A 21559-nucleotide genomic window follows, 5' to 3' on the forward strand; every position below is an offset into this window, starting at 1 on the left:
GCTTCCTCACTGACCGGAGATAGGGAAGGGGCGCTTCTTCCGCGCCGCCGCGGGCCAGTTGCGGGCCGCCTGGCCCAGGACGGCGTGCCAGGACGGATGGCGCGGTGAGAGATAGGCCAGCTCCTCGCCGACCGCCTTGCACATGTCGGGGTCCGGCTCGGCGTGCGGCTCGGAGACATGCCACAGGGCGTGCAGCAGCCGGTTGACGCAGCGCTCGATCTCGTGCAGCTCGGCGTACCGGCCGTCGTGCGCGCCGAGGGCGATCTGCATCCGTTCGTCGGTCCAGTCCTCGGCCGGTGGGGTGGGCGCGGTGGCGGCGTACTGGAGGCACAGCAGCCAGTGGGCGGCGGCGTGGGCGTCCTTCTCCGACTGGAACTCCTCCGTCAGCATGGCCACCACCGTCTCGGCGTTCCCGGCCGCGAGGGTGTGCCGCAGGGCGTCGGCCTCGCCGCTCTCACCGCGCTGGGCGTGGTGCATCCGCAGGAAGCGGTGGATGTCCTGCCAGCTTCGGCCGTCCTCGGCCCGCGAGGAGGTGCGGCGCGCCTCGTGCACCAGCAGGGTGCGCAGCAGCGCGTCGGTGACCAAAGGCTGGTCGGGCGGGGTGAGTTGCTGCCACTGCTGCTCTTCGAGGTAGTCGGTGGCGGAGTTGGCGGGCAGCTGGTCCGGGCCCTGGAGCCGCAGATGCTCGGCCAGCGCCTCGGCCGCGGTGCTGTCGCGGGCGAGCGAGAGCAGGGTCAGCCGGTCGCGCTGGCGCCGGTCCGGGAGCAGCCGCTCCAGGAGGGCCTCGGTGACCGGGCGGCCGTCCTTCGCGTTCAGTTCGAGCAGGTCCCGCGGGTCCACGCCGCGGCCCCGCTTGGTGGCGTCCAGGACCGCGGCGCAGAGCACGGTGGTCACCGCGGGGTGCCCGCCGGTCAGGGAATGCACGGCGGAGGCCAGATAGGGGTGGAGCGGCCGGGCGGGCCAGCCGGGCACCAGGAGGGGCAGGATGTCGTCCCGGCTCAGCGGGGTGAGCGGGACGGCGAGCAGCCCGGCGGACGGGGCCAGGCCCCTGCGCTGCCAGCCGGTGGACTTCACCAGGTCGGGCAGGTCGCGGCGGACGGCGTCGGAGGCGTCCTCCGGTAAGCCGCCGAGGCGGGTGGCCACGACGACGAGCTCCTCGTGGTCGGGGCGCTCGGGCAGTGCGCGGTGTTCGAGGAGCAGGTCGAGGAAGTCCTGCCCGGGCGGGCAGTGGGCGTCGTCGAGCAGGATGAGCGGCCACGGTTCGCGGTTCCACCGGTGGAGCCTGCCGTAGGAGGAGGCGACATCGTGGAGGAAGGCGGCCATCAGACTCTGCTCGGCCGCGTGCCGGTAGTCGCCGCCGCGCTGGAACCACTCCCCCAGCAGCACCAGCGGATCCTGGCCGTCCGCGCCCCGCGGAAAGCGCCCCCGGTACCACTCCTGCGCCGCGGCCGGCTGGTGCCGGTCGGTGTACTCGGCCACCACGGCGGCGGTGACCGCGTCCCGGCCCCACTCCGCGTCGGCCTCCCCGTCAATGGTCTCCAGACGGCCTTCGACGGCGGTGGCCCAGGCGTGTCTCAGCGCGTTCTCGTCCCCGCCGGCGAGGCGGCAGGCGAGCAGCAGCCGGGCGAACCACAGACACGCCGCGTCGCGCTGCTCGCCGTTGCCGTGGTACCAGCCGGAGACGGCGAACAGGCCGGGCACCAGGACGGGGAAGCGACGGCGCAGCCCGGGGGCGAGCCCGCACACCAGCTCCGCGAGGATCTCCACCAGGGTGGAGGCGGTGGGGACGCCACCGTCGGTCGGGGCGGGCGGGAAGGGGGCGGACTCGGTGGCCACGGCCCGTACGTGGGCCAGCGGCAGCCGGTCCCGATAGCGCGCCGCCAGCTCCTCCAGGACGGCGCTGCGCCCCATGCCGTGGTACCCCGTCAGCAGCACCACGGGCAGATCGCCCTGGTGCTCCCGGCCGACCCGGGACCGCTCGTCGTAAGCCAGGCCGGTCAGCCGGGGAACGAGCGAGCGCAGCACCGGGTCCCGGCCATAGAGCGGTGACCCTTCCGAAACGCCCATCCCGTTGCGACCCGCCTCAGTCGTCCTCTGCTGCCCGGCAGCCCTGACCTCGGAGACGGGCGGCACCGCTCCCCCGAGACATCAGCCGCTGACATCCGTACCAACTACGCCTACAATCTTGAATTTACCCCTTGAGTAAACATCCCACCAGGTGAACGCGGCACCGTCGGAGATAGTGCCGGTCAGGGGTGTGGATAAATGTCGAGGTCGACGCTCTCGGGGAGCGAGTCCGCGCCGCGGATCTCACCCGGGTAGACCAGCCGCACCCGGCGCAGCCGCCGGAGCCCGGCGAGGGAAGCGAGATCGAGCTCCGCCACCTGCGACAGATGGATCTCCTCAAGTCCCGGAAGCCGCCGGGCGATCCGGCGCAGCGGAACCGCGACACCGGCCCTGGCCCACACATCCAGATGGGTGACCTGGGGTATCTCGGTGCGGGGCGCGAACAGCAGCATGCTCAGCTGCTGCGGGGAGAGCGTCAGCTTGCGCAGCTGGGGCAACTCGGCGATGAGGGAGCCCCATTCGTCCGGTGTCAGCCGCTCGCTGGCGTCCTGGAGTCGCAGCTCCTCCAGCTCACGGCACTCCACGATGCCCGCGAGCTGCGCCGCCGACGACGGCAGTGAGAGCAGCCGCAGCCCGGCGGGGCGGGGCAGGTCGGACAGGCCGCGCCAGGGCACCTCCGGGCCGATGAGGAGCCCTTCGAGACGGGGGCAGTCCGCCAGCTTCAGCAGTGGCTCGAACTGCGGCAGGTCCCGCAGCTCCAGCCGCCGCAGCCGGGGCAGCCGGGTCAGCGGCGCGGGGTCCTTCACGTTCCGGCAGCCCTGGAGGGCGAGGGTCTCCAGCTCGGGGTAGGCGGAGAGCAGATCGAGGTCCTCCAGCTGGAGGGTGTTGCGCAGGCGCAGCTCGCGCAGATGCCGCGGGTCGAGCGCGGCGCGGATCGCCTCGGGGGCGAAGTCGCCGTGCAGGCCGACGCGTTGATAGCCGGACATGGTGCGCAGGGCCTCCAGCTCGGCGTGGGAGCGCACCGTGACGATCTCCTCGGGCGCGGCGTCGAGGAGCGGCCGTACGATCTCCTCGGCGTACACCTTGGTGTCGAACCGGTCCCAGTGGGCGAGCAGTTGGGCGCGTACCGCGGACTGGCCGGTGCCCAGGAACTCCCGGAGCCTGGGGATGGCGGCGTCCCCGCCGATCTGGCAGATCGCGTGGACGGTGGCCAGTTCCTCGTCGCCCCCCAGGTCCTTGGCGTCGGGCAGCAGGCCCAGCAGCAGCGGGCCGGTCTGCGCCAGTGACCTGGCCTCCCGCAGACTGCGCGGCGGAAGCAGCCGCGCGGCCCGGTCCTCGATGGCCTCGCGGACCGTGGGCTCCAGGCGGGTGGCCTGTTCGAGGGAGGCGAGCGCGAGGAGCCGTAACCGCGCCTGGACCGTCGCGTCCTGCTCCCGGTCGCCCCGCTCGCGCAAGCGGGTCAGCAGGTCGGCACGCTCTTGGTGTCGAGCCTGTGCGACGGCCATCTGCACCACGTCCTCCCACTGGTCCAGGTGTGCGTTGTTCACCAGCATGCCCATATCGCGCTCTTCCAGCACGGCCCTGGCGCCCAGGAAGTCCTGGAAGGTGCGGTGGATGAAGTTGACCGCGCCCGGGGCGGGTTCGCGCAGCAGACCGGAGCGCTCCAGCAGATGCTGAAGGGTCTCCTCCGCCGTGCCGACTTCCGCGAGGCGGGGCACGGACGGCTGAAGCCGCCGCACCACGTTCACCGCGTCGGGGCGGTCCAGCTGGGTCCGCTCGTTGCGGATCAGCCAGTACGCGAGCCTCTGGAGCGGCTCCGTGGCCGACTTCTGGTCCAGGACGGGCTTGCGGCTGCGTCCGTAGACCTCGCGCTCCAGATCGCGCCGCTCCAGGAGCATGGACAGCGCCGCCTCGTACAGGGAGGCGCGGCCCTGGGGCAGGAAGCCGCGCCGCTCCCGGTGCAGGGCGCAGATCAGGCCGCACATCAGCGGATTGGTCGCCAGGCGGCTCAGCTCGGGGCTGCTGCGCAGCGACTGGGTGAGCGAGTCGCCGAGCTCCTGCGAGGCCCCCGCGGCCGTGTGCCAGCGGCGGATGAACTGCTTCATGTCGGCGGGCCGCATCGCGGCGAGCGCGAACTCCTGGAAGCCCTCGCGGGCCAGCCAGCCCCGCTCGAGGGCGGCGGGGCGGGAGGTGAGCAGCCACAGATTGCCGGGGAAGACGGCGAGCAGCTTCTTCAGCCAGGCCCGTACGCGGGTGCGGTCGTCCTTCGGGATCTCATCGGCCCCGTCGATCAGCAGCACTCCGCGCCCGTGCCGCAGCACCCGCGCGGCCCAGCCGTCGGGCTCGGTGCCCACCAGCGGGCAGCCGATCCAGCGCAGGAAGTCGTCGGGCATCGGCAGCTCGGAGTCCTTGCGCGCCAGGGTGCGCAGCGGCAGCACGAAGGGGACCCGCCCGAACAGCTGGGACAGCCCGCCCGGCACCCGCTCCTGCTGCGCCGTGGAGAGGGCCAGCCACTGGACGAGGGTGGTCTTGCCGGTACCGGCGACCCCGCGCAGCAGGACCCGCTCCTGGGTGGCGAAGACCGCCTCGGCCGGGCCCGGGGCCCGATCGGTCTCGGTGTCCCGGTCGGCGCCGGGCTCGCCGTTCACCACCGGCACCCGGTCGGTGCCATCGCGGTACGGCCTGGCCTGGAGGCTCAGATACGCGGTCTCCACCGGCCAGTCCTGGCCGTCCGGTTCGCGCAGGTCCACGCCGTAGATGGTGAGCCGGCCGTGGCACTCGACGACGTAGCGCGCGTACTCCTCCTCGAACTGTTCGTCCTGGCGGCTGATGTCGGGCAGCCGCCGCAGGATGGCGTCCAATTTCTCGCTCTGCTCCCGGATCTCGCGGCTCTGCTCGATCTGGGCTCGGGCCGCGAACCCGGGCCGCTGGCTGAAGAAGCGCATGAGGTGGACGCAGGCCGTCTCCAGGAGCCGGTCGTGGAAGCGGGCGGCGTCGTCGCCGAGGAGCCTGCGGGTGTCGGGGCCCGCCCGCCGGGACAGCTCGGCGGCCAGCCGCTCCGGGCCCAGCGCGAAGGCGTGCACATCGTCCATGTCGAGATCGCCGAGCGCGTGCAGGGTGCGGGTCAGCGCCTGCCCCACGGAGTCGTGCTCATCGGCGCCGATCGGCGGATCGTGCGGTCCGGCGGCCCGCACGGCCCGGCGGACCAGCTCGCGGGCGAGCTTGTGCAGATCGTCCTCGGTGAGGGTGCGGTGCTCCCTGGCGAAGGAGACGAGCCGGCGGATCGGTACGGGCCGTTCGCCGTACTCCGCGCCGGGCGCGCTCGCGGGCGGCAGCAGCAGTCGTTTGATCACCGGCACGACCACTGCCGAAGCGATCCGCAGCCCCACCGTGCCGCCGTCCACGCACAGCCCCTCCCTCGCGGCGTCGGCGCGCGTCCCCCGCCGAGCCCGTGCACCCGCTCACATCTCGCTCACCATAGCCGCGAAGACCCCTCCGGGGTCAGGGTTCAGGTCAGGGTCCGCGCGGCGCGAAGTGCCGTGGCACCGGTACGGTTTGGCCCATGGATGTTTCCGGAACACGTTCCGCCGACGACAACTCCGGGGGTCGGGCGGTCATCACGGCCACCGCGCGCCAACTGCTGGTGAAACTGGGCGCCGGAGGGCTGTCCCCGGCCGCCGTCGCCCACGAGGGCGGTCTTTCCGTCAGCGAGGTGGAAGCCGTCTTCCCGCACCGGGACGATCTGCTGACCGCGCTGCTCATCGACGCCTACAACGACTCCGGTGCCGCGATGGAGGAGGCCGACCGGGCCGCCAGGGACGCGGGCGCGTCGGCGGGCGCGCGGCTGCTCGCGGTCACGCGGGCGCTGCGCCGGTGGTCCTTCGCCAACCCCGGCGAGTTCACGCTGGTCTACGGCTCGCCCGTGCCGGACTACCACGCCCCGCAGGAGACCGTCCCGCCCGCCTCGCGCACCCCCGCGGTGCTGGCCGGCATCGTGCGGTCGGCGCTGGAGGCCGGTGAACTCACCGCGCCCCGGCGGGAGGTGCCGGGGCCGCCGCTGCTGCTGCCGGAGGCCGTACACCTCTTCGGCGGCACGCCCGAAGCCCCGTTCTCGGACATCATCGAGCGCGGCATCGTGCTGTGGAGCAGCCTGATCGGGCTCCTGGTGTTCCAGGTCTTCAGCCGCACCCATGACAGCGTCCGGGACGAGGCCGCTTTCTTCGACTACGCCGTCGCCGTCGCGGCCGAAGGGATCGGACTCGTGGTTCCCTTGGGCGAGAACACCGACTGAACCATTCGCCGCGTGCGCGGCACCTGTGGGGGGAAGGGCCGTGAACACCATCAAGACTCTCTGCTTCGTCATCGCGGCGCTGTCGTCGTACGCGGCGCTCGTCTACCGGCTGTTCCAGGTCAGACGGGGCTGGCGGGACAGCGCCTACCGCACCCTGTTAGTCACCCTGCTGCTCCAGTGCCTCACCTTCACGATGGGTGCCGTCGCCATGGGGAGCGAGCGCTTCCTGGGCGTCCGCAACCTCGCGATCCTGGTGATGCACCTGTCAGCGGTCGCCTTCTGCGTCAGCGCGCAGATCATCCTGCTGCGCTGGGCGGCCGGCGTCGAGGAGTCGGGGCGCAAGGCCCGCTACTGGCTGATCACCGGCATCGCCCTCAACGCGCTTCTTACGGCGCTCTTCCTCATCGCCGACGGCCCCGGCCGCCCGGCCGAGGACTTCAACACCGGCAGCGGCCAGCCGCTGGTCCTCACCTACCTCCTGGTCTTCATGGTCTCCCAGGCGGTTCCGTGCGTCACCATCCTGCGCCAGTGCGGGCCTTACGCCCGTATGACGAGCAAGACCTCACTGCGGCAGGCGCTACGGCTGCTCTCCGTCGCCGCGGTGATCCTCTTCCTGTACTGCCTGGCCCGGGTGATCAACGTCGTCACGGCCGCCTGCGGGCTCGACATCGGCGCCTGGACCCTGGCCGCCTCCGTCTTCAGCGCGCTGGGCATCCTCACCCTCTCGCTCGCCCTGACGATCTCCTCCTGGGGGCCGTCGGCCACCAAGCTGCTGGAGTGGGCGCGCGGCTACCGGTCCTACCGGGCGCTGTATCCGCTGTGGCGGGATCTGTACGAGTCCTCGCCGGACATCGTCCTGGAGCCGCCCGGGGCCGCGGTCTCCGACCTCAACTACCGGCTGCACCGGAGGGTCATCGAAATCCGGGACGGATGGCGGGAGTTGCGCCCCTACATCGACCGCACCACGAACAGCGACGGCGGGGCGGGCACCAGGGGAAGCGAGGAGTCCCGGCAGGCGTTCGCCGAGGCGGCGCAGATCAGGCGGGCCCTGCACGCCAAGCGCACCGGCACCATTCCCGACGACAACGCGGACACCGGCGACTTCGGGGACCGCGACACGGACAACTTCACCGCCGAGGTCGTCTGGCTCACCAAGGTGGCCTCCGCCTACCGGCGGCTCGGCAAGGCGCGCTGACGTCCGGTACAGCGCGCTGAGGGGCCGCAGGCGCGTCGCGCCGGGACCGCAGGCGCGCTCGCGCCGAAGGAGGATCCCGCCCGGTCTGCCCCCGTCAGGCCGAGCGGGACTTCCCCCGTGATCCCTCCGTGTCCCCCGTTTCCTTCTTCCGGGCCGAGTGGGTGGCCCCACTCGGCCCTGCCCTGGTCCGGCCCCGGAAGGCCGGGCCGGACCAGGCCGATAGAACTGGCAGCCAACTCGGCCACCCCCGTGAGCGGAGTTAGCTAGCAGCTATCGACGAGGTCCACGGTGGCGGAGTTGCGCCCGATTGTCAACTGACCGCTAATCTGCGAAACTGACGATTAGCCGGGGGCAAAGCCGAGGAGGTGAGGGAGGGAGATTCACATGTCCGAGACTGACGACCGGCCCATGCTGGCAGTGCGTCTGGACAACCTCTTCAAGACGGTTCGTCCCAAGGGCAAGCACTGGACCAACGCCGAGGTGGCGGAGGAGCTCAAGCGGGCCAACCCCGAATTGAAGGTCGGGGGTGTGTATCTGTCGCAGTTGCGGACGGGCAAGCGCTCCAATCCCTCACCCGACCTGCTGGCCGCCCTGGCGCGCTTCTTCGGCGTTTCGGTGGCCTACTTCTTCGACGACCAGGTCGCCGAGTCGGTGCTCAGCGAGATCGCCGCCATCGAGGCGCTGCGCCAGGCCGGGGTCCGTGCCGTGGCGATGCGCGCGGCGGGGATGAAGAAGGAGAACCTCGAGGCCATCACGACCATCATGGATCAGTACCGGCAGCTCCAGGGCCTTCCGCCGGTCACCGACGCCTCGGACTCGGAATGAGGGGTGCGGCTGAGTGAGGGGCGCGGGCAAGGGACGGTCGGCCGATCACGACCGCCGCAGTCAGCTCAAGAAGCTCCGGAAGGCCGGTGCGCGGCGGATCGCCGACCTCGACCTGCCGGAGGTGGCCGATGTGGCCGAGCTGTGCCGCCATCTCGGCGAGGTCCGCGGCCGTCCGATCACGCTGGTCCCGATGCCGATGCCGGCCACGCACCCCTGCGGCATGTGGGTCGCGGCCCGCGACGAGGACCTCATCTTCTATGACGCCAACACGACCAGCGCGCATCAGGAGCACATCATCTTGCATGAGCTGGGCCACATCATCTGCTGCCATCGCGGGGCGGGTTGGCTGGACGAGGCGAGCGCCCGCCTCCTCTTCCCCAACCTCGACCCCGACCTCGTGCGTGACATGCTCCTGCGCGCGACCTACGACGACGTCCAGGAGCAGGAAGCGGAGATCATCGCCTATCTGCTCTCCCAACGGGTGGGCGGCGCCGAGGAGCGGCATGGCGCGCCCACGGCGGGGGACGCCGGGGCATCAGGGAAGGACGCCATGCTCAGCCGGATCGAACGCACCCTGATCTGAGGTTGATCCGACGGTGCCTCACTCATCCCCCGGTGGCCGCCACCTCCTCGGCCAGGATCGCCACGGTGCGCCGGATGTCGTCCTCGCGGTGCTCGCTGGTGACGAAGAACCGCAGCCTGGCCAGCCCCTCCTCCACGGCGGGGTGGAAGATGGGATCGGCGATCACACCGCGGTCGAACAGCCGGTCCGCGATGTGCAGGGTCCTCGCCGAGCCGCCGAGGAGACACGGCACGATCGGGGTGTGGGCGCTGCTGCCCGTCGCCAGACCGGCCGAACCGGCCAGGCCGAGGAAGAGCTCCGCGTTGCGCCGCAGAGCGCGCACCCGGTGGGGTTCGGCGACGATCAGCTCGGTGGCGGCCAGCGCCGCGGCCGCGTTGGCCGGGGTCAGGCCGACGCTGTAGACGAAGCCCGGCAGCGTGTGCCGCAGCCACCGCACCATCCGGGCCGAGCCGCCGAGATAGCCCCCGCAGCTGGCGAACGTCTTGGACAGGGTGCCCATCCACAGGTCCACATCGGTCCGTTCGACGCCGAAGAACTCGCCGACGCCACGGCCGCGTTCGCCCACGGTGCCGATGCTGTGCGCCTCGTCGACCATCAGCAGGGCGCCGTAGCGCCGCTTCAGCTCGATCACGGCGGGCAGGTCCACCAGGTCGCCGTCCATGCTGTAGGCGCCCTCGACGACGATCAGCACCCGTCTGAACCGGGACCGGTTGCGCCGCAGTGTGTCCTCCAGCGCGCCGATGTCGTTGTGGGCGAACGGGCGCCGCGCCGCCCCGGACAGGGCGCAGCCCTGGAGGATGCTGTCGTGGGCGAGCGCGTCGTGCACCACCAGGTCCCGCGCGCCGACGAGGTGCCCGATCGCGGTGACGTTGGTGGCGTGGCCGCTCACCAGCGCCAGGCAGTCCGCGGTGCCGAGGAAGTCGGCCAGCGCCCGCTCCAGCCGTACGGTCAGGTCCCGTTCGCCGGAGAGCACCCGGCTCGCCGAGACCGAGGTTCCGTACCGGTCCACCGCCTGGTGCACGGCCTCGTTGACCGCCGGGTGGCCGGAGAGCCCCAGGTAGTTGTAGCTGCCGAAGGACAGATACGGCCTTTCGTCGATCATGGTCGTATCGCGGATGGTGCCCTGGTGGACGCGGAAGTACGGGAAGTCCGCGCCGCTGCCGGTGATCGCACTCAGGCGCTCCTCGAACTGGCGCACCTCGGGGAAGTCATCGGCGCACGCGGTCGCCGCGTCCCAGTCCGCCCGTGTCTCCCGGGGCAGTGGCTCGCCGGTCTCCCGGGGCCGCGTCCCGCCGAGGACGGGCTTCCCGGTGAGATGCGGATCGACCAGCCCGACCAGCCGCTCCACGGTCAGGTCGGGAGAGAAGATCTCCTCGGTACGGAATCCCGGTATCCGCTTGCCGATGTTGACCTCCAGCTCCTGGAGCATCAGGGAGTCGAAGCCGAGGTCGGTCACCAGCTCCATCCGCTCGGTCAGATCGGCGAGCGGGAAGACACCGGTCCGCGAGAGCTCTTCGAGCACGATGGACGCGGCGGATCCGGCACCGGCCCGCGCGTCCACCGGCCCGGTCCGGCCCTCCCCCACTGCCGCGAGGGCGGGCGGGGCCTCCTCGGGGGCGCGTGCCGACTCGTCCACCGCCCAGTGGTGGCGCGGGGCGAGCGGGCTCGGTGGCAGCGTGCAGGGGGGTATGTGCTCCATCACCGGGCGGAGCCCCGCGCCGGTGACCGCCCGCTCGGCGAGCCGAGCCAGCACGGCCGTGCGTTCCCCGGCGGGCAGCGAGCCCGGCGCGGGCACGGCGGCCTCCGGCGGCTCACCTGGTGGCACCGTGCCGGCCAGCTGCCCCGGCCCGAGCTGCCCGGTGCGGCCGGCGGCCACCGCCTCGGCGGCGGCGGTCAGCTTGGTGACGGCGTCGGCGGTGTCCTCGGCCACCAGGGCGAGGCGTTCGCCGAGCGGAGCCCGGCCGGCCAGGGTGTCCGCCACCCCGGCCAGCGGCGGCCGGTCCTCGGCGAGGGTGTCGGCCAGCTCCCGGGCGTAACGCGCCAGCCCGGCCCGGTCGCGGGCGCTGAGCACCAGCAGTCGCGGCCCCTCCTCCGGTGCGGGACGGGCCGGTGCGGTGGCGCACTCCTCGACCACCAGATGGACACCGGTGCCGCCGAAGCCGAAGGCGCTCACCCCGGCCCGGCGCGGCTGCCCGGACTCCGGCCATACGGTGGGCTTCGTCGGGACGATCAGCCGCGCGGCGTCGAGCCCGGAGCGGTCGGCGAGGTCGAACTCCGGCTGCGGCGGTATCACCCCCCGGTGCACGGCCAGCACGGTCTTGACCAGCCCGGCCATCCCGGCGGCGTTGAGCGCGTGTCCGACCACTGCCTTCACCGCGCCGAGGAAGGCGGGCGCGCCCCGTTCGCCCCGCAGTTCGCCCAGGACACCGACCTCGACCGGATCGCCGACCGTGGTCCCGGTGCCGTGCGCCTCGAGGTAGCCCACCGCGTCCGGGGTCAGATCGGCGTCGCGGTAGGCCCGGCGCAGGGCCCTGAGCTGACCGGCCGCCTGGGGGTGCATTCCGCCCTGTACGGTCCCGTCGTTGGCCGTGCCCACGCCCCGGATCACCGCGTAGACCCGGTCGCCGGCGGCCAGCGCGTCGGCCAGGGGGCGCAGCGCCAGGACCCCGGCGCCCTCCCCCAGCACGAAGCCATCGGCCTCCGCGCCGAACGGCAGGCATCTGCCGCTGCGCGAGATGGCGCCGATCCGGCACAGCCCCACCAGCAGATCGGGGGTCAGGATCAGCTGGGCGCCGCCCGCGAGGGCGATGCGGCAGCGCCCCGCGCGCAGCGCGAACACGGCGTTGGCCACGGCCATGAGGCCACCGGAGCACGCCGAGTCCAGCGCATAGCTCTCGCCGTGCAGATCGAAGACCGAACTGACGGTGTTCGGCCCCATGTTGAGCAGGAGCCCGGCCACGGACGAGCCGTGCAGCCCGTCCACCGCGCGGACCGTCTCCGACCACTGGGGATCGGTGGCGCGTGCCCCGAACTCGCCGCCGGTCAGCTGGCGCATCCGGATACGCATGGTGGTGATATCGCGATAGCCGCTCTCCGTGAGCGCCGTGATCACCGAGGTCTCCTCGCGGTCGAAGCCCTCGGCCTCCCATCCGGCGTCCTGGATCGCCTCCCGGGTCAGGTCGATCAGCAGCCGCCCTTGTGGATCCATCGATCTGGCCCGGCGGGGCGGGATGCCGTAGTGCGCCGCGTCGAAGTGGCCCACGTCCGGCAGCAGCGCCATGGTGTCCGTATAGGTCGAGGATGGGTCGCGTAAGTTGTCGCTGAGGAAGGTGGCGGTGCGCCATCTCGAGTCCGGGACGGTGGCGAACTGCGCCCGCGGTTCGTTGAGGAGCCGCCAGTACTGGTTGACGTTCCGCGCCCCCGGGAACCGGCAGGCCATTCCCACGATCGCGATGTCGTCGCGCCGCGTTCCGCTTGCGCCCACTGTGGATGCCTTCGCTGTCACGGCCGTCACCCGCCGGTGGCCAGTCGCTCGCGCCACCACGCCACCGTCGCCTTGACCTGCTCGTCGACGGGGGTGGCGCGCACCGCGAACTCGGCTTCGTAGGCGCTCGCGTCCATGATGAAGGGCCGGTCGAACTGGTACCGGACCTCCTTCAGTTCGCGGAGCAGCGGGGAGACCAGCGACGCGAGTCCCAGTGCGGCCGACGGCAGCCTGCGCACCGCGACCGGCCCGGTCTCCGCCTGGGCGGCGAGGCGGTCGACCATCTCGCGGGTGGACAGCGCGGGCGCCGTCGGCACGTGCCAGGCGCGCCCCCAGGCCCGCTCCTCGCCCGCCACCTCGGCCAGGGCGGCGGCCACGTCGGGGACATAGCTCCAGCTGTGCGGGGTGTCCGGGTCCCCGAGTGAGGAGACCGGCTTGCCGCGCAGCACACGTGGCATGGCCCGCGCGGCCAGGTGTCCGCCGTCGGTCACCCCGGGCCCGAAGAAGTCCGACGCCCGCACCTCGACCGCCTTGATACGGCCCTGCTCATGGAGGTCTCGCGCCTGCTCCCACACGGCGGCGCGCACCCGCCCCTTGGTGCCGGTGGCGGCGAGCGGCAACTCCTCGGTCATGGGGCCGTCCACCGGGCCGTACCCGTAGAGGTTGCCCAGCATGACCAGGACCGCCCCGGTGGCCTCGGCGGTCGCGCGGAGCGACGAGGCCAGGGGCGGCCATTCACTCGCCCAGCGGTGGTAGGGCGGTGCGCCACAGCTGTAGAGGGCGGCCGCGCCCCGCACGGCCTCGGTCAGTCGCTCGCTGTCCGTCGCGTCCAGCGCGATGTGCTCGATACCCGGTTCGGGGCCGCGGCCCGACCTGGTGATGACGCGTACCGTATGGCCCTTTTCGGCGAGCAGCCGAGCAGTGGCCGCCCCCGCGGGCCCGAATCCTATGACGACATGAAGGTTCACGCGCGCACACTAGCGCGAGTATCCGTCAGTTTCGCGGGGAGTTCTCCCGGTGTGGCCGCACCGTGATCCCCCGGCCGTGCGGGTGCTTGCTGTCGCGGACGGGGACCTCGCCGCGCGAGGCGACGAGGTTTGCGGCGACCTCGCCGCCGCATACTCCGGTGTCTGGAGCAGGCCGGGGATGACACCGACCTCATAGAGCCTGATCTCCGCCGCGCCACTTCGGCGCGGTGAAGCGAAGCCTGCGCAGCCTGCTCCAGCTCCTCGCACCGGTCAACGGGCCCGCGCGATCGTATCCGTCCTCGCCGAGGAGAAAAGGGACGCCTATTCGCCGGGGCAGGCGTGACCGCCGCGCCAGTGCCCCCGCCACCGCGACCACGACAACCCCGCGACCTTCGGGCGAGTTGAGAGGCAGGCTCGCGCAGCAACAGAGCCCGTGGAACCGGTGACGCCCGAGGCGATTGTCGGCCATCCCGCCGTAAGGCGATTGCCTTAATAAGACGACCGTCTTACGGTGATCGGAGGTCCCCGACATCGGAGGAGTCCCCCCATGACCGAAGCCATCCCGAACTACCCCTTCGAGCAGCCGAATGTGCTGGAACCCCCGAAGGAGTGGGCCGAGACCCGGGCCAAGTGCCCCGTGGCGCACGTACGGCTGCCCAGCGGGGATGTCGTCGGGCTGCTGACCGGGTACGAAGAGGTCCGCGGGCTGCTGACCGACCCGCGGTTCAGCCGCAACCTCGAACGGGAGGGCGCGGCGCGCATGTCGACCACCGAGGACGGCGGCGTGTTCAGCCGCCCCTCCGTGGGCGACGTGGACAACAAGGAGGGCCCGGGGCACCGGCGGTGGCGGCGGCTGATCAGCCGCGCGTTCACGGTGAAGAAGATGGAGGCGTGGCGGCCGCGCATTCAACAGATGGCCGACGCGCTGGTGGACGACATGGTGGCCAAGGGGGCGCCGGTAGATCTCCGGGCGGCGCTGGCGCTTCCCCTTCCGGTGCAGGTGATCTGCGCGCTGCTGGGCGCACCGAGCGAGGACCAGGACAGGTTCGCGCGCTGGTCGGAGACGCTGCTCACGCTGACCCGCTACTCCCAGGCCGAAGTCGACGACGCCCAGCGGGAGTTCCGCGCGTACGCCTCGGACCTGATCGAGCGCAAACGCGCCCACCCCGGCGACGATCTGCTCAGCGAGCTGACCCAGATCTCCGACAGCGAGGATGGCCGGCTCAGCCATGACGAGCTCATCGCCACCGCGGTCGGGCTGCTGCTGGCCGGGCATGAGACCACCTCCAACATGATCCTGAAGATGACGGCGATGCTGCTCTCGGAGCGGGAGCGCTACGAGGCCGTGCTCGCCGCTCCCGGACTGGTGCCGGACGTAGTGGAGGAGGCGCTGCGGATGGACGCGAACGGCGGTGTGGGCATCCCCCGGTTCATCACCGAGGACACCGAGGTCAACGGGGTGCCGGTGAAGGCCGGGAGCACCTTGTTCGTCAATCTGCACGCCGCCAACCGGGACGAGCGCAAGTTCCCCGACCCCGACCGGTTCGATCCGCACCGCGAGAACCGCGCCCAGCACCTCACCTTCGGCGCGGGACCGCACTTCTGCGTCGGCCAGACGCTCGCCCGGGTGGAGCTCCAGGTGGTCCTCGGCACCTTCGTCCGGCGCCTGCCCGAGCTGCGGCTGCGGGACACCGCGGCGGACCTCCGCACCCGGGAGGGGGTCTCGGCGGGCGGCTTCGAGGACATGTGGGTCACCTGGTGAACGACCGTCGCCTGGTGAACAACCGTGAGAAGCTCGGCCGCTGAAAACCACCGTGGACGAAAGGAGCGAGGAAGGTACCATGCGGATCACTGTTGACGGGGATGCCTGCTGTGCCAGCGGGCTCTGCGTGGCCAGGGCCGATCAGGTCTTCGACCAGCGAGAGGAAGACGGGAGTGTCGTCGTGCTGGACAGTGCTCCGCCGCCGGAACACCACGAAGCCGTCCGCGCGGCCGCCGCGGTGTGCCCGACCGGGGCGATTCGCCTAGCGGAATGACCCCTCCCGGCCCGGCTGCCCCGCCGTCTCCCCGCTCGGCGCTCGCGCGCGACAAGCTGATGCGCACCGCCGAGCGGCTCTACGCCGAGCACGGTTTCGCCAACGTCTCGGTCCGGCAGATCAGCGAGGCAGCCGGCCAGCGCAACAACTCAGCGGTTCAGTACCACTTCGAGAGCCGTGACGGGCTCATCAGGACGATCCTGTCGAGCCACACCCGGCTGGTCGAAAAACACCGCATCGCCATGGTGGAGGCGCTGCGCGGGCAGGACACCGTGTCCCTGGAGGAGCACTACCGCTGCCTCATCCTGCCGACCGTCGAGAACCACATCGAAGCGGGCACCCCCGCCTGGTCCGCCCGCTTCTTCGCACAGGCGCTGGTCGAGCCCGCGCTGCGCGACTACGTCATCCAGGAACACCTCGACACCCCGTCGTACCGGCTGCTCAACGAGCTCGGTGGCATTCGCCGGGACGGCGTCCGCCCCGAACTCTTCGCCCGGCACGGCACGATGGTGCGCCAGCTCTCGGTGCACGCCTTCGCCGAGCTGGAGTACGACCTGGCGAACGGCCGTATCGACCCCGCCGCGACGGAGGACTCCTGGCGGACGCTGGGCCAGGATCTGATCACGGCGCTGTGCGGGCTCACCACCGCCCTGCTCGGCCCGCTGTGACGGTGCGGGGCGCTCGGGGCCGGGGTCGCGGAACGTCCGGGGCGCGCCGGTCACGGACTGGACGCTCGCGCGGCGACTGCCGCCGCAGGTCCTGGATGCTGCTCACCTTCAGTGCGATGCCTTCGAGCAGCAGCATCGGGAAGAACAGGAAGGCCTGGTGGCGGGTACGGACCAGAGACCACGCGGCACCATGGCGGCAGCACCCCGGGCGCGTGAGGGCCGGCCCTCGGAACCCGCAGGGGGTTAGCACCACCCCCGCCGGGCAGGGCCTACGGCTTGTGGCCGACCGCCTCCGCGTAGAACGAGCGGTCCACGACCTGGTCCTCGGGCAGCGGGTCGCCCTCGACCACCCCGGCGGTTGCGTACGCCTTCTGCAAGCGGTCCACGGTGCCCGCGCGAATCTCCCAGTCCATGCGCAGCGACGGCACGGCGGCCAGCGTGTCCGGCTCGGTCGTGAGCACGTCGCCGAGGTCGTCGAGGAATGCCTTGTCCTTCTTGTAGTCCCCGGCGAAGTAGGTGTTGACGGTGCGGATGTAGGCGCGCAGGAACGCCACCCCCGCGTCCGGGTCCCCGGTCAGCAGATCGGGTCCGAACAGGAGCCCGCCGAGCGGTTCGCCCCTCGGCTGGCCGCCGAGGAAGGCATAGCCCGCGTCGCCGTCCACCTGGCGCCACGCCGGGTCGAGCAGCCAGGCCGCGTCCACTCCGCCGTTCTTCAGCGAGGCGAGGACCTCGGCCGGGCCGAGCTGCTGGAAGCGGACGCTGTCCACATCGGCCTTGTGCGCGGAGAGCACCTTCTCCATCGGGTATGTGATGACCGAGCCCTTGCCGATGAGGGTGCCGACCGTACGGTCCTTGAGGCTGACCCCGCCCGCCGTCTCCCCCGGCCGCAGCCTGGCCCAGAACCCGCTCTTGGAGCCGGGCGCGGGCGTGAAGTTGCCGGCCACCCAGCGAATATCGAACCCCTGCCGGATGCCGTTGAGCACGGCGGCCTCCGGCGCCGCGTACTGGACGTCGACATCGCCCTTGGCGAGCAGCGGAAGCGCGTCCGGGGTGGGCAGCAGCTTCACTTCGACGTCGAGCTTCTCCTTGCTGAATTCGCCCTTCGCCACGCCGATCCGCAGGGGCGCCAGATACTCGGCGGTCAGCGTGGAGGCGGAGACGACGACCTTCGTCTTCTTCTTCAGCGGCTTGGGCGCGGGCGCGCCGGGCGCGCAACGGGCGGGCCTGCGGGCGGCGGACATGTCGGAGGGGTCGGTCCAGCCCCTGGCACAGCCCGCGACGGGGGTGATCGGGCGGGGCTCGCTCCGCTTGCCCGGGCCCGCCGACTCCGAGGTCTGTGCGTCGCAGGCGGCGAGGGAGCCGAGGACGCCCAGCAGGGTCACGCCCGTGAGCAGGGAGCGGGCGAGGGAGGGGGTCCGTGCCATGGGTGCCGCCTTCCGGGGGCCGGGGGTCGGAGCCGAGGTGGGGTCAGGACTGGGGTCGGAGCCGGGGTGGGGTCAGGACTGGGGACGGAACCGAGGGGGGTCAGGACTGGGGCCGGCCGCGGTCCCGCGGCGCCCAGGGGGTGAGCCGGCGGCCGATGAACCGGACGAGTTCGGAGAAGACCACGCCGAGCACGGCCACGCAGACGATGCCGACGAACATCACGTCGTTCTGGAACAGCGTCCGCGAGTCGAAGATCAGGTGGCCGAGGCCGTCGTTCGCGGCGATCTGCTCGGAGGCGACGATGACCAGGACCGCCACTCCGGCCGCGACCCGCATGCCGACGAGGACCTGCGGCAGCGAGGCGGGCAGCAGGACATGGCGGAACATCTGCCAGGGACCGGCGCCGAATACCTGTCCGGCCTCCCGGTGGCCCTCGGCGACGCCCATCACGGCGGCCATCGTGGAGATCCACACGAAGAAGAAGACGGTGGTCGCGACGAGCGCGATCTGGGGTCCCTCGCCGAGGCCGAACATATTGAGGAACACGGGGAGCAGTGCGAGCTTGGGCACGACGTACAGGGCGTCGAGCAACGGTTCCAGCGCCGCGCGGACCATCCGCAGCGCGCCCATCAGCAGCCCGAAGAGATAGCCCGCGGCGGTGCCGAGCGCATACCCGGCGATCACCCGCTTGAGCGTGGCCCATACGTCCGGCCACAGCTTGCCGTCGGCGGCGCGCTGCCAGCCGTCCGCCGCGATCGTGGACGGCGCGGGGTAAATACGCGAGTCGATCCAGCGCTGATCCGCGGCGAGCTGCCACAGCAGGATCAGCGCGGCGGGCACGGCGAGGGCGAGGGCGAGTTCGATGGCGCGGCGGCGCCGGTGGGCGCGGACCGGATCGCGCTCCCCCGGTCCGGGGCGCCGCACCAGCAGCGTCGTCTCGGTGGACCCGCCGTCCTGTTCACCTTCACCGGGGTGTTCACCGGGCCGCGCGGTCGGGGCCGTGGCCGCCGTGTTCTCGCCCTTCATGAGGGATTCCCCACCGGGTCCGCCGGAGCGGCGGCACCGGTCCCGCCCCGCTGGACCTCGTCGCGCAGGAGTTCCCACAGCTCGGACCGCAGGGCGGCGAACTGCGGAGCGTGGCGCATCGCCCCGGTGCGGGGGCGTTCGAACGGCGGGTGCCGTTCCGCGATCACCCTGCCGGGTCTGGCCGACATCACCACCACCCGGTCCCCGAGCACGATCGCCTCCTCCAGGCTGTGGGTGACGAAAAGTGCGGTGGTGCGGGTCGCCTGGCACACCGCGAGCAACTCGTCCTGGAGGATGGTGCGCAACTGGGCGTCGAGGGCGGCGAACGGTTCGTCCAGCAGCAGCACCTCCGGCTCCACCGCGAGCGCTCGGGCGATCGCCACCCGCTGCCGCATCCCGCCCGACAAGGTGGCCGGGTAGGCGTCGGCGAAGTCGGAGAGGCCGAGCCGGGCGAGCCAGTCCCTGGCCCGCGCGTCGGCGGCCTTGCGTGGCACCCGCCGCACATCGAGTCCGAAGCGGACGTTGGCCAGCACGGTCTTCCAGTCGTAGATGCCGTAGTCCTGCGGGATCATCGCGGCCGGGTGCCGGCGACGAGCGCGAATCTCGACCTCGCCACCGCTGGGGCGGACGAGTCCGGCGACGATGCGCAGGAACGTGGACTTGCCGCATCCGGACGGGCCGACGATGCAGCAGAACTCCCCTTGCCGAATGTCCATATCGAGTGGTCCGAGGGCGTGCACCTGCCGGGTTCCGTGCCCGAAGGTGCGGGTCACCGCGCGGGCACGTACTTTCGGCGCGGCCCCGGGTGTGGTGTGCGGCTCCACCCCGTAACTCCTGATCCGGTTGAGCGGGTGTCGTGCGACAACGGCTGCGCGCACCGCTTTACGATATGACGGTTCGTCAGATTCGGGCAAGGGTGGCGGAGCGACTGGCAGCCGGGGAGCAGGCGACAGCTCAGGACAGGCGGCGGCACAGCAGCGCGTCCGGGCTGCCGGAGCTGCCCACCCGCGCGGTGAAGGCGATACCGGCGGCGTACTCGCCGTCCGCGCACTGGCCCTTGTAGGCGCCGTGGGCGAAATCGCCACCCGCGGCGTCGGCGGGCCGGTTGTCGGAGCGGTCGAACCAGACCGCATGTCCCGTGGCGCCCAACGGGGTCCGGGCCGGGACGCACAGCGCGGCGGACACCTGGCTGCCACGGCGGCTGTAGCCGATGAGGAACTGGTCCGAGGGGCACTGGAACTTGGTGTGGCCGGAGGCCCAGTCGCCACCGGCGGGCACGTACCGTTCATCCGTGACGACCGTATGGGCGGTACCGGGGGCGCGCGGGTCGTCAGCCCCGGTGTCGGTGCACAGTCCGCGTCCGGCGGTGTGGCTGAGGCCGATCAGCCGCAGCCCATCGGGGCAGGCCGCCTTGTAGGCGCCCGGGTCCCAGTCGCCCCGGCCCCGCTCGATCAGCGACTGCACATGGTCGCCGTGGTCGGTGACGAGCATCCGCCAGATCGGAACGCGGGCTACGGGACCGGTGTGTTCGGGCGCGGTCATCAGCCGCTGCCACGCCGTACCGCGCCAGTCGCCCTGGTCGAGGATCCCGTATCTGCGGCCCGTGGAGTCGTATCGCAGCAGCGCCCAGTTGTCGTGACTTTCCCATCCGACGAGTGGCCAGTAGGCGAAGTCGGCGTCATGGTCGGCGAAGTAGTCGGTGATATTGGTGAACCAGGCGCGCGGCGCGGTGCCCGTCTCGGCCGATCCGATGCCGAACTCGCTGATCCACACGGGTGCCGTGTAGTGCCGCCCGCTGTCCTCGGCGACGAAGAACGCCTGGTCGGTGAGGACTCGATACAGCTCATCGCGGCCGAGGTCCTGGTACCGGGGGTCATGTGTCTCGCCGACGCCGGAGGCGCCGCTGTGGCGCGGGCCGGTGTATCCGTAGAAGTGGGCCGAGTACACCAGCTTGTGGGCGTCCGTGAGGGTGTGCGAGAGGGTGCGCGCGGGGGTCAGGGTGGGGCGCTCGTGAGGCAGCCCGTCCACCGGAATCCCGGTCCAGTTGATGCCCTCGATCACGATCAGGAGGTCGGGGTCGGCCTCGGTGAGGATGCGGTCGGCGGCGCGCTGCGCGGCGGTGTACCAGTCGTGCTCGTCGCCGAGACCCCAGTTGGGGTCGTCCAGGACATCGCGGCGCACCTCGTTGTAGAGGTCCGCGCCCACCACACGTGGCTCGTCGGCGTAGCGGCGGGCCATGAAGACCCAGTCATCGATCCACGCTTTCGTGGACTGGCCGCTGTTCCACCGTTCGTTGCCGTCGATGCCGCAGCACCACCGGGTGGTGTTGGTGTGGTTGTTGAGGATGACGGCGAAGCCGTCCCGGCTGAGAGCGGACACCACGGCATCGAAGATCTGCAGGGGTGTCTTTCCGCGCAGTTGGGTGTTGGCGGCTACGGCGCTGTCCGGAACGGTCGCGGTGGCGTGGATCATCTCGTTGGAGAACGGCAGCCGGATACTGTTGATGCCGAGCCGATGGAAGTCGGCGAGCAGCGTCGGCAGGGGAACCCGGTCCAGGCCGAGGGGAATGCCGGAGGAGTTCTGCCCGGAGTGGTGGTTGGCGGGGTCGTCGACACTGCCGCTCCCCGTCCACGAGCCCTGCGCGCCGTCCCAGTTGGCCGACTTGAGCCGGAAGCGGTCACCCTTGGCGTCCACGATGTACCGGCCGCGGGTCGACAGCGGCGGCTGCCAGGTGCCGGCCGCGGGTGCGGTGGCGGAGGTGGCCGTGACGGAGGTGGCGGGGGCCGCCGGTGCGGCGGACTGCTGGGCGGTGGCGACCGGTCCCGGCGCCGTGGCCAGCAGGGCGAGGATCGACGCGATTCCCGTCAGGTACCTGAGTGTTCTCCTGGTCGGCGGCATGCGGCCTTCCCGTGGGTGAGCGATGGTGCCCGAACGCGGCTCCGCCGGACCCGGCGCGCCCGGACACCATACTGACGGCCCATCACATCGCCG

At 71.8% G+C, this 21559-nt stretch carries 15 protein-coding genes and 2 pseudogenes; 7 read left to right on the forward strand and 10 right to left on the reverse strand.

What is annotated here, in order from left to right; genetic code table 11:
- Window positions 1-6: 6 nt before the first annotated feature.
- Together ACMTAK_RS10400 and ACMTAK_RS10405 are read right to left on the reverse strand one after the other, a co-directional pair.
- On the reverse strand, window positions 7-2067 hold the full coding sequence (locus ACMTAK_RS10400) for an ATP-binding protein (RefSeq protein ID WP_413805945.1): 2061 nt from the start codon (window positions 2065-2067) through the stop codon (window positions 7-9).
- Window positions 2068-2249: 182 nt separating this feature from the next.
- Entirely contained in the window at window positions 2250-5471 is a 3222-nt protein-coding gene (locus ACMTAK_RS10405) for an NACHT domain-containing protein (RefSeq protein ID WP_413805946.1), read from the reverse strand.
- Window positions 5472-5629: 158 nt separating this feature from the next.
- Here ACMTAK_RS10405 and ACMTAK_RS10410 point away from each other — a divergent pair, with 158 nt between their 5' ends.
- The 4 genes from ACMTAK_RS10410 to ACMTAK_RS10425 all read left to right on the forward strand — a co-directional run bounded on the left by ACMTAK_RS10410 (window position 5630) and on the right by ACMTAK_RS10425 (window position 8961).
- Window positions 5630-6358 carry a WHG domain-containing protein gene (locus ACMTAK_RS10410; protein WP_413805947.1) on the forward strand — a complete coding sequence of 243 codons (729 nt, stop codon included), beginning with the start codon at window positions 5630-5632 and terminating at the stop codon, window positions 6356-6358.
- A gap of 40 nt (window positions 6359-6398) precedes the next feature.
- Window positions 6399-7553 (forward strand): MAB_1171c family putative transporter, encoded by a 1155-nt coding sequence (locus ACMTAK_RS10415; RefSeq protein WP_413805948.1) that lies wholly within the window; start codon window positions 6399-6401, stop codon window positions 7551-7553.
- A gap of 384 nt (window positions 7554-7937) precedes the next feature.
- On the forward strand, window positions 7938-8378 hold the full coding sequence (locus tag ACMTAK_RS10420; RefSeq protein ID WP_413805949.1) for a helix-turn-helix domain-containing protein: 441 nt from the start codon (window positions 7938-7940) through the stop codon (window positions 8376-8378).
- Between the two features lie 13 nt (window positions 8379-8391).
- Complete coding sequence (locus ACMTAK_RS10425) at window positions 8392-8961, forward strand: toxin (RefSeq protein WP_413805950.1); 570 nt, start codon at window positions 8392-8394, stop codon at window positions 8959-8961.
- A gap of 22 nt (window positions 8962-8983) precedes the next feature.
- Here ACMTAK_RS10425 and ACMTAK_RS10430 read toward each other — a convergent pair whose 3' ends face one another.
- The 3 genes and pseudogenes from ACMTAK_RS10430 to ACMTAK_RS10440 form a co-directional block, all read right to left on the reverse strand.
- Window positions 8984-12475, reverse strand: coding sequence for an aminotransferase class I/II-fold pyridoxal phosphate-dependent enzyme (locus ACMTAK_RS10430; RefSeq protein WP_413812847.1), 3492 nt, complete (start codon window positions 12473-12475; stop codon window positions 8984-8986).
- Window positions 12472-13413 (reverse strand): NAD-dependent epimerase/dehydratase family protein, encoded by a 942-nt coding sequence (locus ACMTAK_RS10435; RefSeq protein WP_413805951.1) that lies wholly within the window; start codon window positions 13411-13413, stop codon window positions 12472-12474. The genes ACMTAK_RS10430 and ACMTAK_RS10435 overlap by 4 nt, the downstream gene beginning before the upstream one ends.
- Before the next feature lie 141 nt (window positions 13414-13554).
- A pseudogene (locus tag ACMTAK_RS10440) lies at window positions 13555-13626 on the reverse strand (Scr1 family TA system antitoxin-like transcriptional regulator); the annotation flags it as partial.
- Between the two features lie 334 nt (window positions 13627-13960).
- On the opposite strand from ACMTAK_RS10440, the gene ACMTAK_RS10445 reads away from it, so the two are divergent.
- The 3 genes from ACMTAK_RS10445 (at window position 13961) to ACMTAK_RS10455 (ending at window position 16117) form a co-directional block, all read left to right on the forward strand.
- On the forward strand, window positions 13961-15175 hold the full coding sequence (locus tag ACMTAK_RS10445) for a cytochrome P450 (protein ID WP_413805952.1): 1215 nt from the start codon (window positions 13961-13963) through the stop codon (window positions 15173-15175).
- A 79-nt stretch (window positions 15176-15254) separates the two neighbouring features.
- Window positions 15255-15449: a ferredoxin gene (locus ACMTAK_RS10450; RefSeq protein WP_086880876.1), complete on the forward strand. Its 195-nt coding sequence runs from the start codon at window positions 15255-15257 to the stop codon at window positions 15447-15449.
- The gene (locus tag ACMTAK_RS10455) at window positions 15446-16117 is read left to right on the forward strand and encodes a TetR/AcrR family transcriptional regulator (RefSeq protein WP_413805953.1); all 672 of its coding nucleotides are present in this window, start codon (window positions 15446-15448) and stop codon (window positions 16115-16117) included. The genes ACMTAK_RS10450 and ACMTAK_RS10455 overlap by 4 nt, the downstream gene beginning before the upstream one ends.
- Before the next feature lie 61 nt (window positions 16118-16178).
- Here the strand turns inward: ACMTAK_RS10455 and ACMTAK_RS10460 are convergent.
- The 5 genes and pseudogenes from ACMTAK_RS10460 to ACMTAK_RS10480 all read right to left on the reverse strand — a co-directional run.
- Window positions 16179-16283, reverse strand: a pseudogene (locus ACMTAK_RS10460) (acyl-CoA desaturase); the annotation flags it as partial.
- Window positions 16284-16386: 103 nt separating this feature from the next.
- Entirely contained in the window at window positions 16387-17541 is a 1155-nt protein-coding gene (locus tag ACMTAK_RS10465; protein WP_413805954.1) for an ABC transporter substrate-binding protein, read from the reverse strand.
- Between the two features lie 100 nt (window positions 17542-17641).
- Window positions 17642-18568 carry an ABC transporter permease gene (locus ACMTAK_RS10470; RefSeq protein WP_413805955.1) on the reverse strand — a complete coding sequence of 309 codons (927 nt, stop codon included), beginning with the start codon at window positions 18566-18568 and terminating at the stop codon, window positions 17642-17644.
- Entirely contained in the window at window positions 18565-19392 is an 828-nt protein-coding gene (locus tag ACMTAK_RS10475; protein ID WP_413812848.1) for an ABC transporter ATP-binding protein, read from the reverse strand. Before ACMTAK_RS10475 ends, ACMTAK_RS10470 begins: the two co-directional genes overlap by 4 nt.
- 130 nt (window positions 19393-19522) lie before the next feature.
- The gene (locus ACMTAK_RS10480; RefSeq protein WP_413805956.1) at window positions 19523-21466 is read right to left on the reverse strand and encodes a glycoside hydrolase family 5 protein; all 1944 of its coding nucleotides are present in this window, start codon (window positions 21464-21466) and stop codon (window positions 19523-19525) included.
- Window positions 21467-21559: the final 93 nt, after the last annotated feature.

Source organism: Streptomyces lacaronensis (genome assembly GCF_047337785.1).
In the GTDB taxonomy this organism is placed as follows: domain Bacteria; phylum Actinomycetota; class Actinomycetes; order Streptomycetales; family Streptomycetaceae; genus Streptomyces; species Streptomyces lycopersici.

What these genes read in the sequence shown, in the direction of transcription:
- ACMTAK_RS10400 (WP_413805945.1), bottom strand. Translation starts at nt 2,067, where the DNA reads ATGGGCGTTTCGGAAGGGTCACCGCTCTATGGCCGGGACCCGGTGCTG.
- ACMTAK_RS10480 (WP_413805956.1), bottom strand. Translation starts at nt 21,466, where the DNA reads ATGCCGCCGACCAGGAGAACACTCAGGTACCTGACGGGAATCGCGTCG.
- ACMTAK_RS10410 (WP_413805947.1), top strand. Translation starts at nt 5,630, where the DNA reads ATGGATGTTTCCGGAACACGTTCCGCCGACGACAACTCCGGGGGTCGG.
- ACMTAK_RS10470 (WP_413805955.1), bottom strand. Translation starts at nt 18,568, where the DNA reads ATGAAGGGCGAGAACACGGCGGCCACGGCCCCGACCGCGCGGCCCGGT.
- ACMTAK_RS10445 (WP_413805952.1), top strand. Translation starts at nt 13,961, where the DNA reads ATGACCGAAGCCATCCCGAACTACCCCTTCGAGCAGCCGAATGTGCTG.
- ACMTAK_RS10420 (WP_413805949.1), top strand. Translation starts at nt 7,938, where the DNA reads ATGTCCGAGACTGACGACCGGCCCATGCTGGCAGTGCGTCTGGACAAC.
- ACMTAK_RS10455 (WP_413805953.1), top strand. Translation starts at nt 15,446, where the DNA reads ATGACCCCTCCCGGCCCGGCTGCCCCGCCGTCTCCCCGCTCGGCGCTC.
- ACMTAK_RS10450 (WP_086880876.1), top strand. Translation starts at nt 15,255, where the DNA reads ATGCGGATCACTGTTGACGGGGATGCCTGCTGTGCCAGCGGGCTCTGC.
- ACMTAK_RS10465 (WP_413805954.1), bottom strand. Translation starts at nt 17,541, where the DNA reads ATGGCACGGACCCCCTCCCTCGCCCGCTCCCTGCTCACGGGCGTGACC.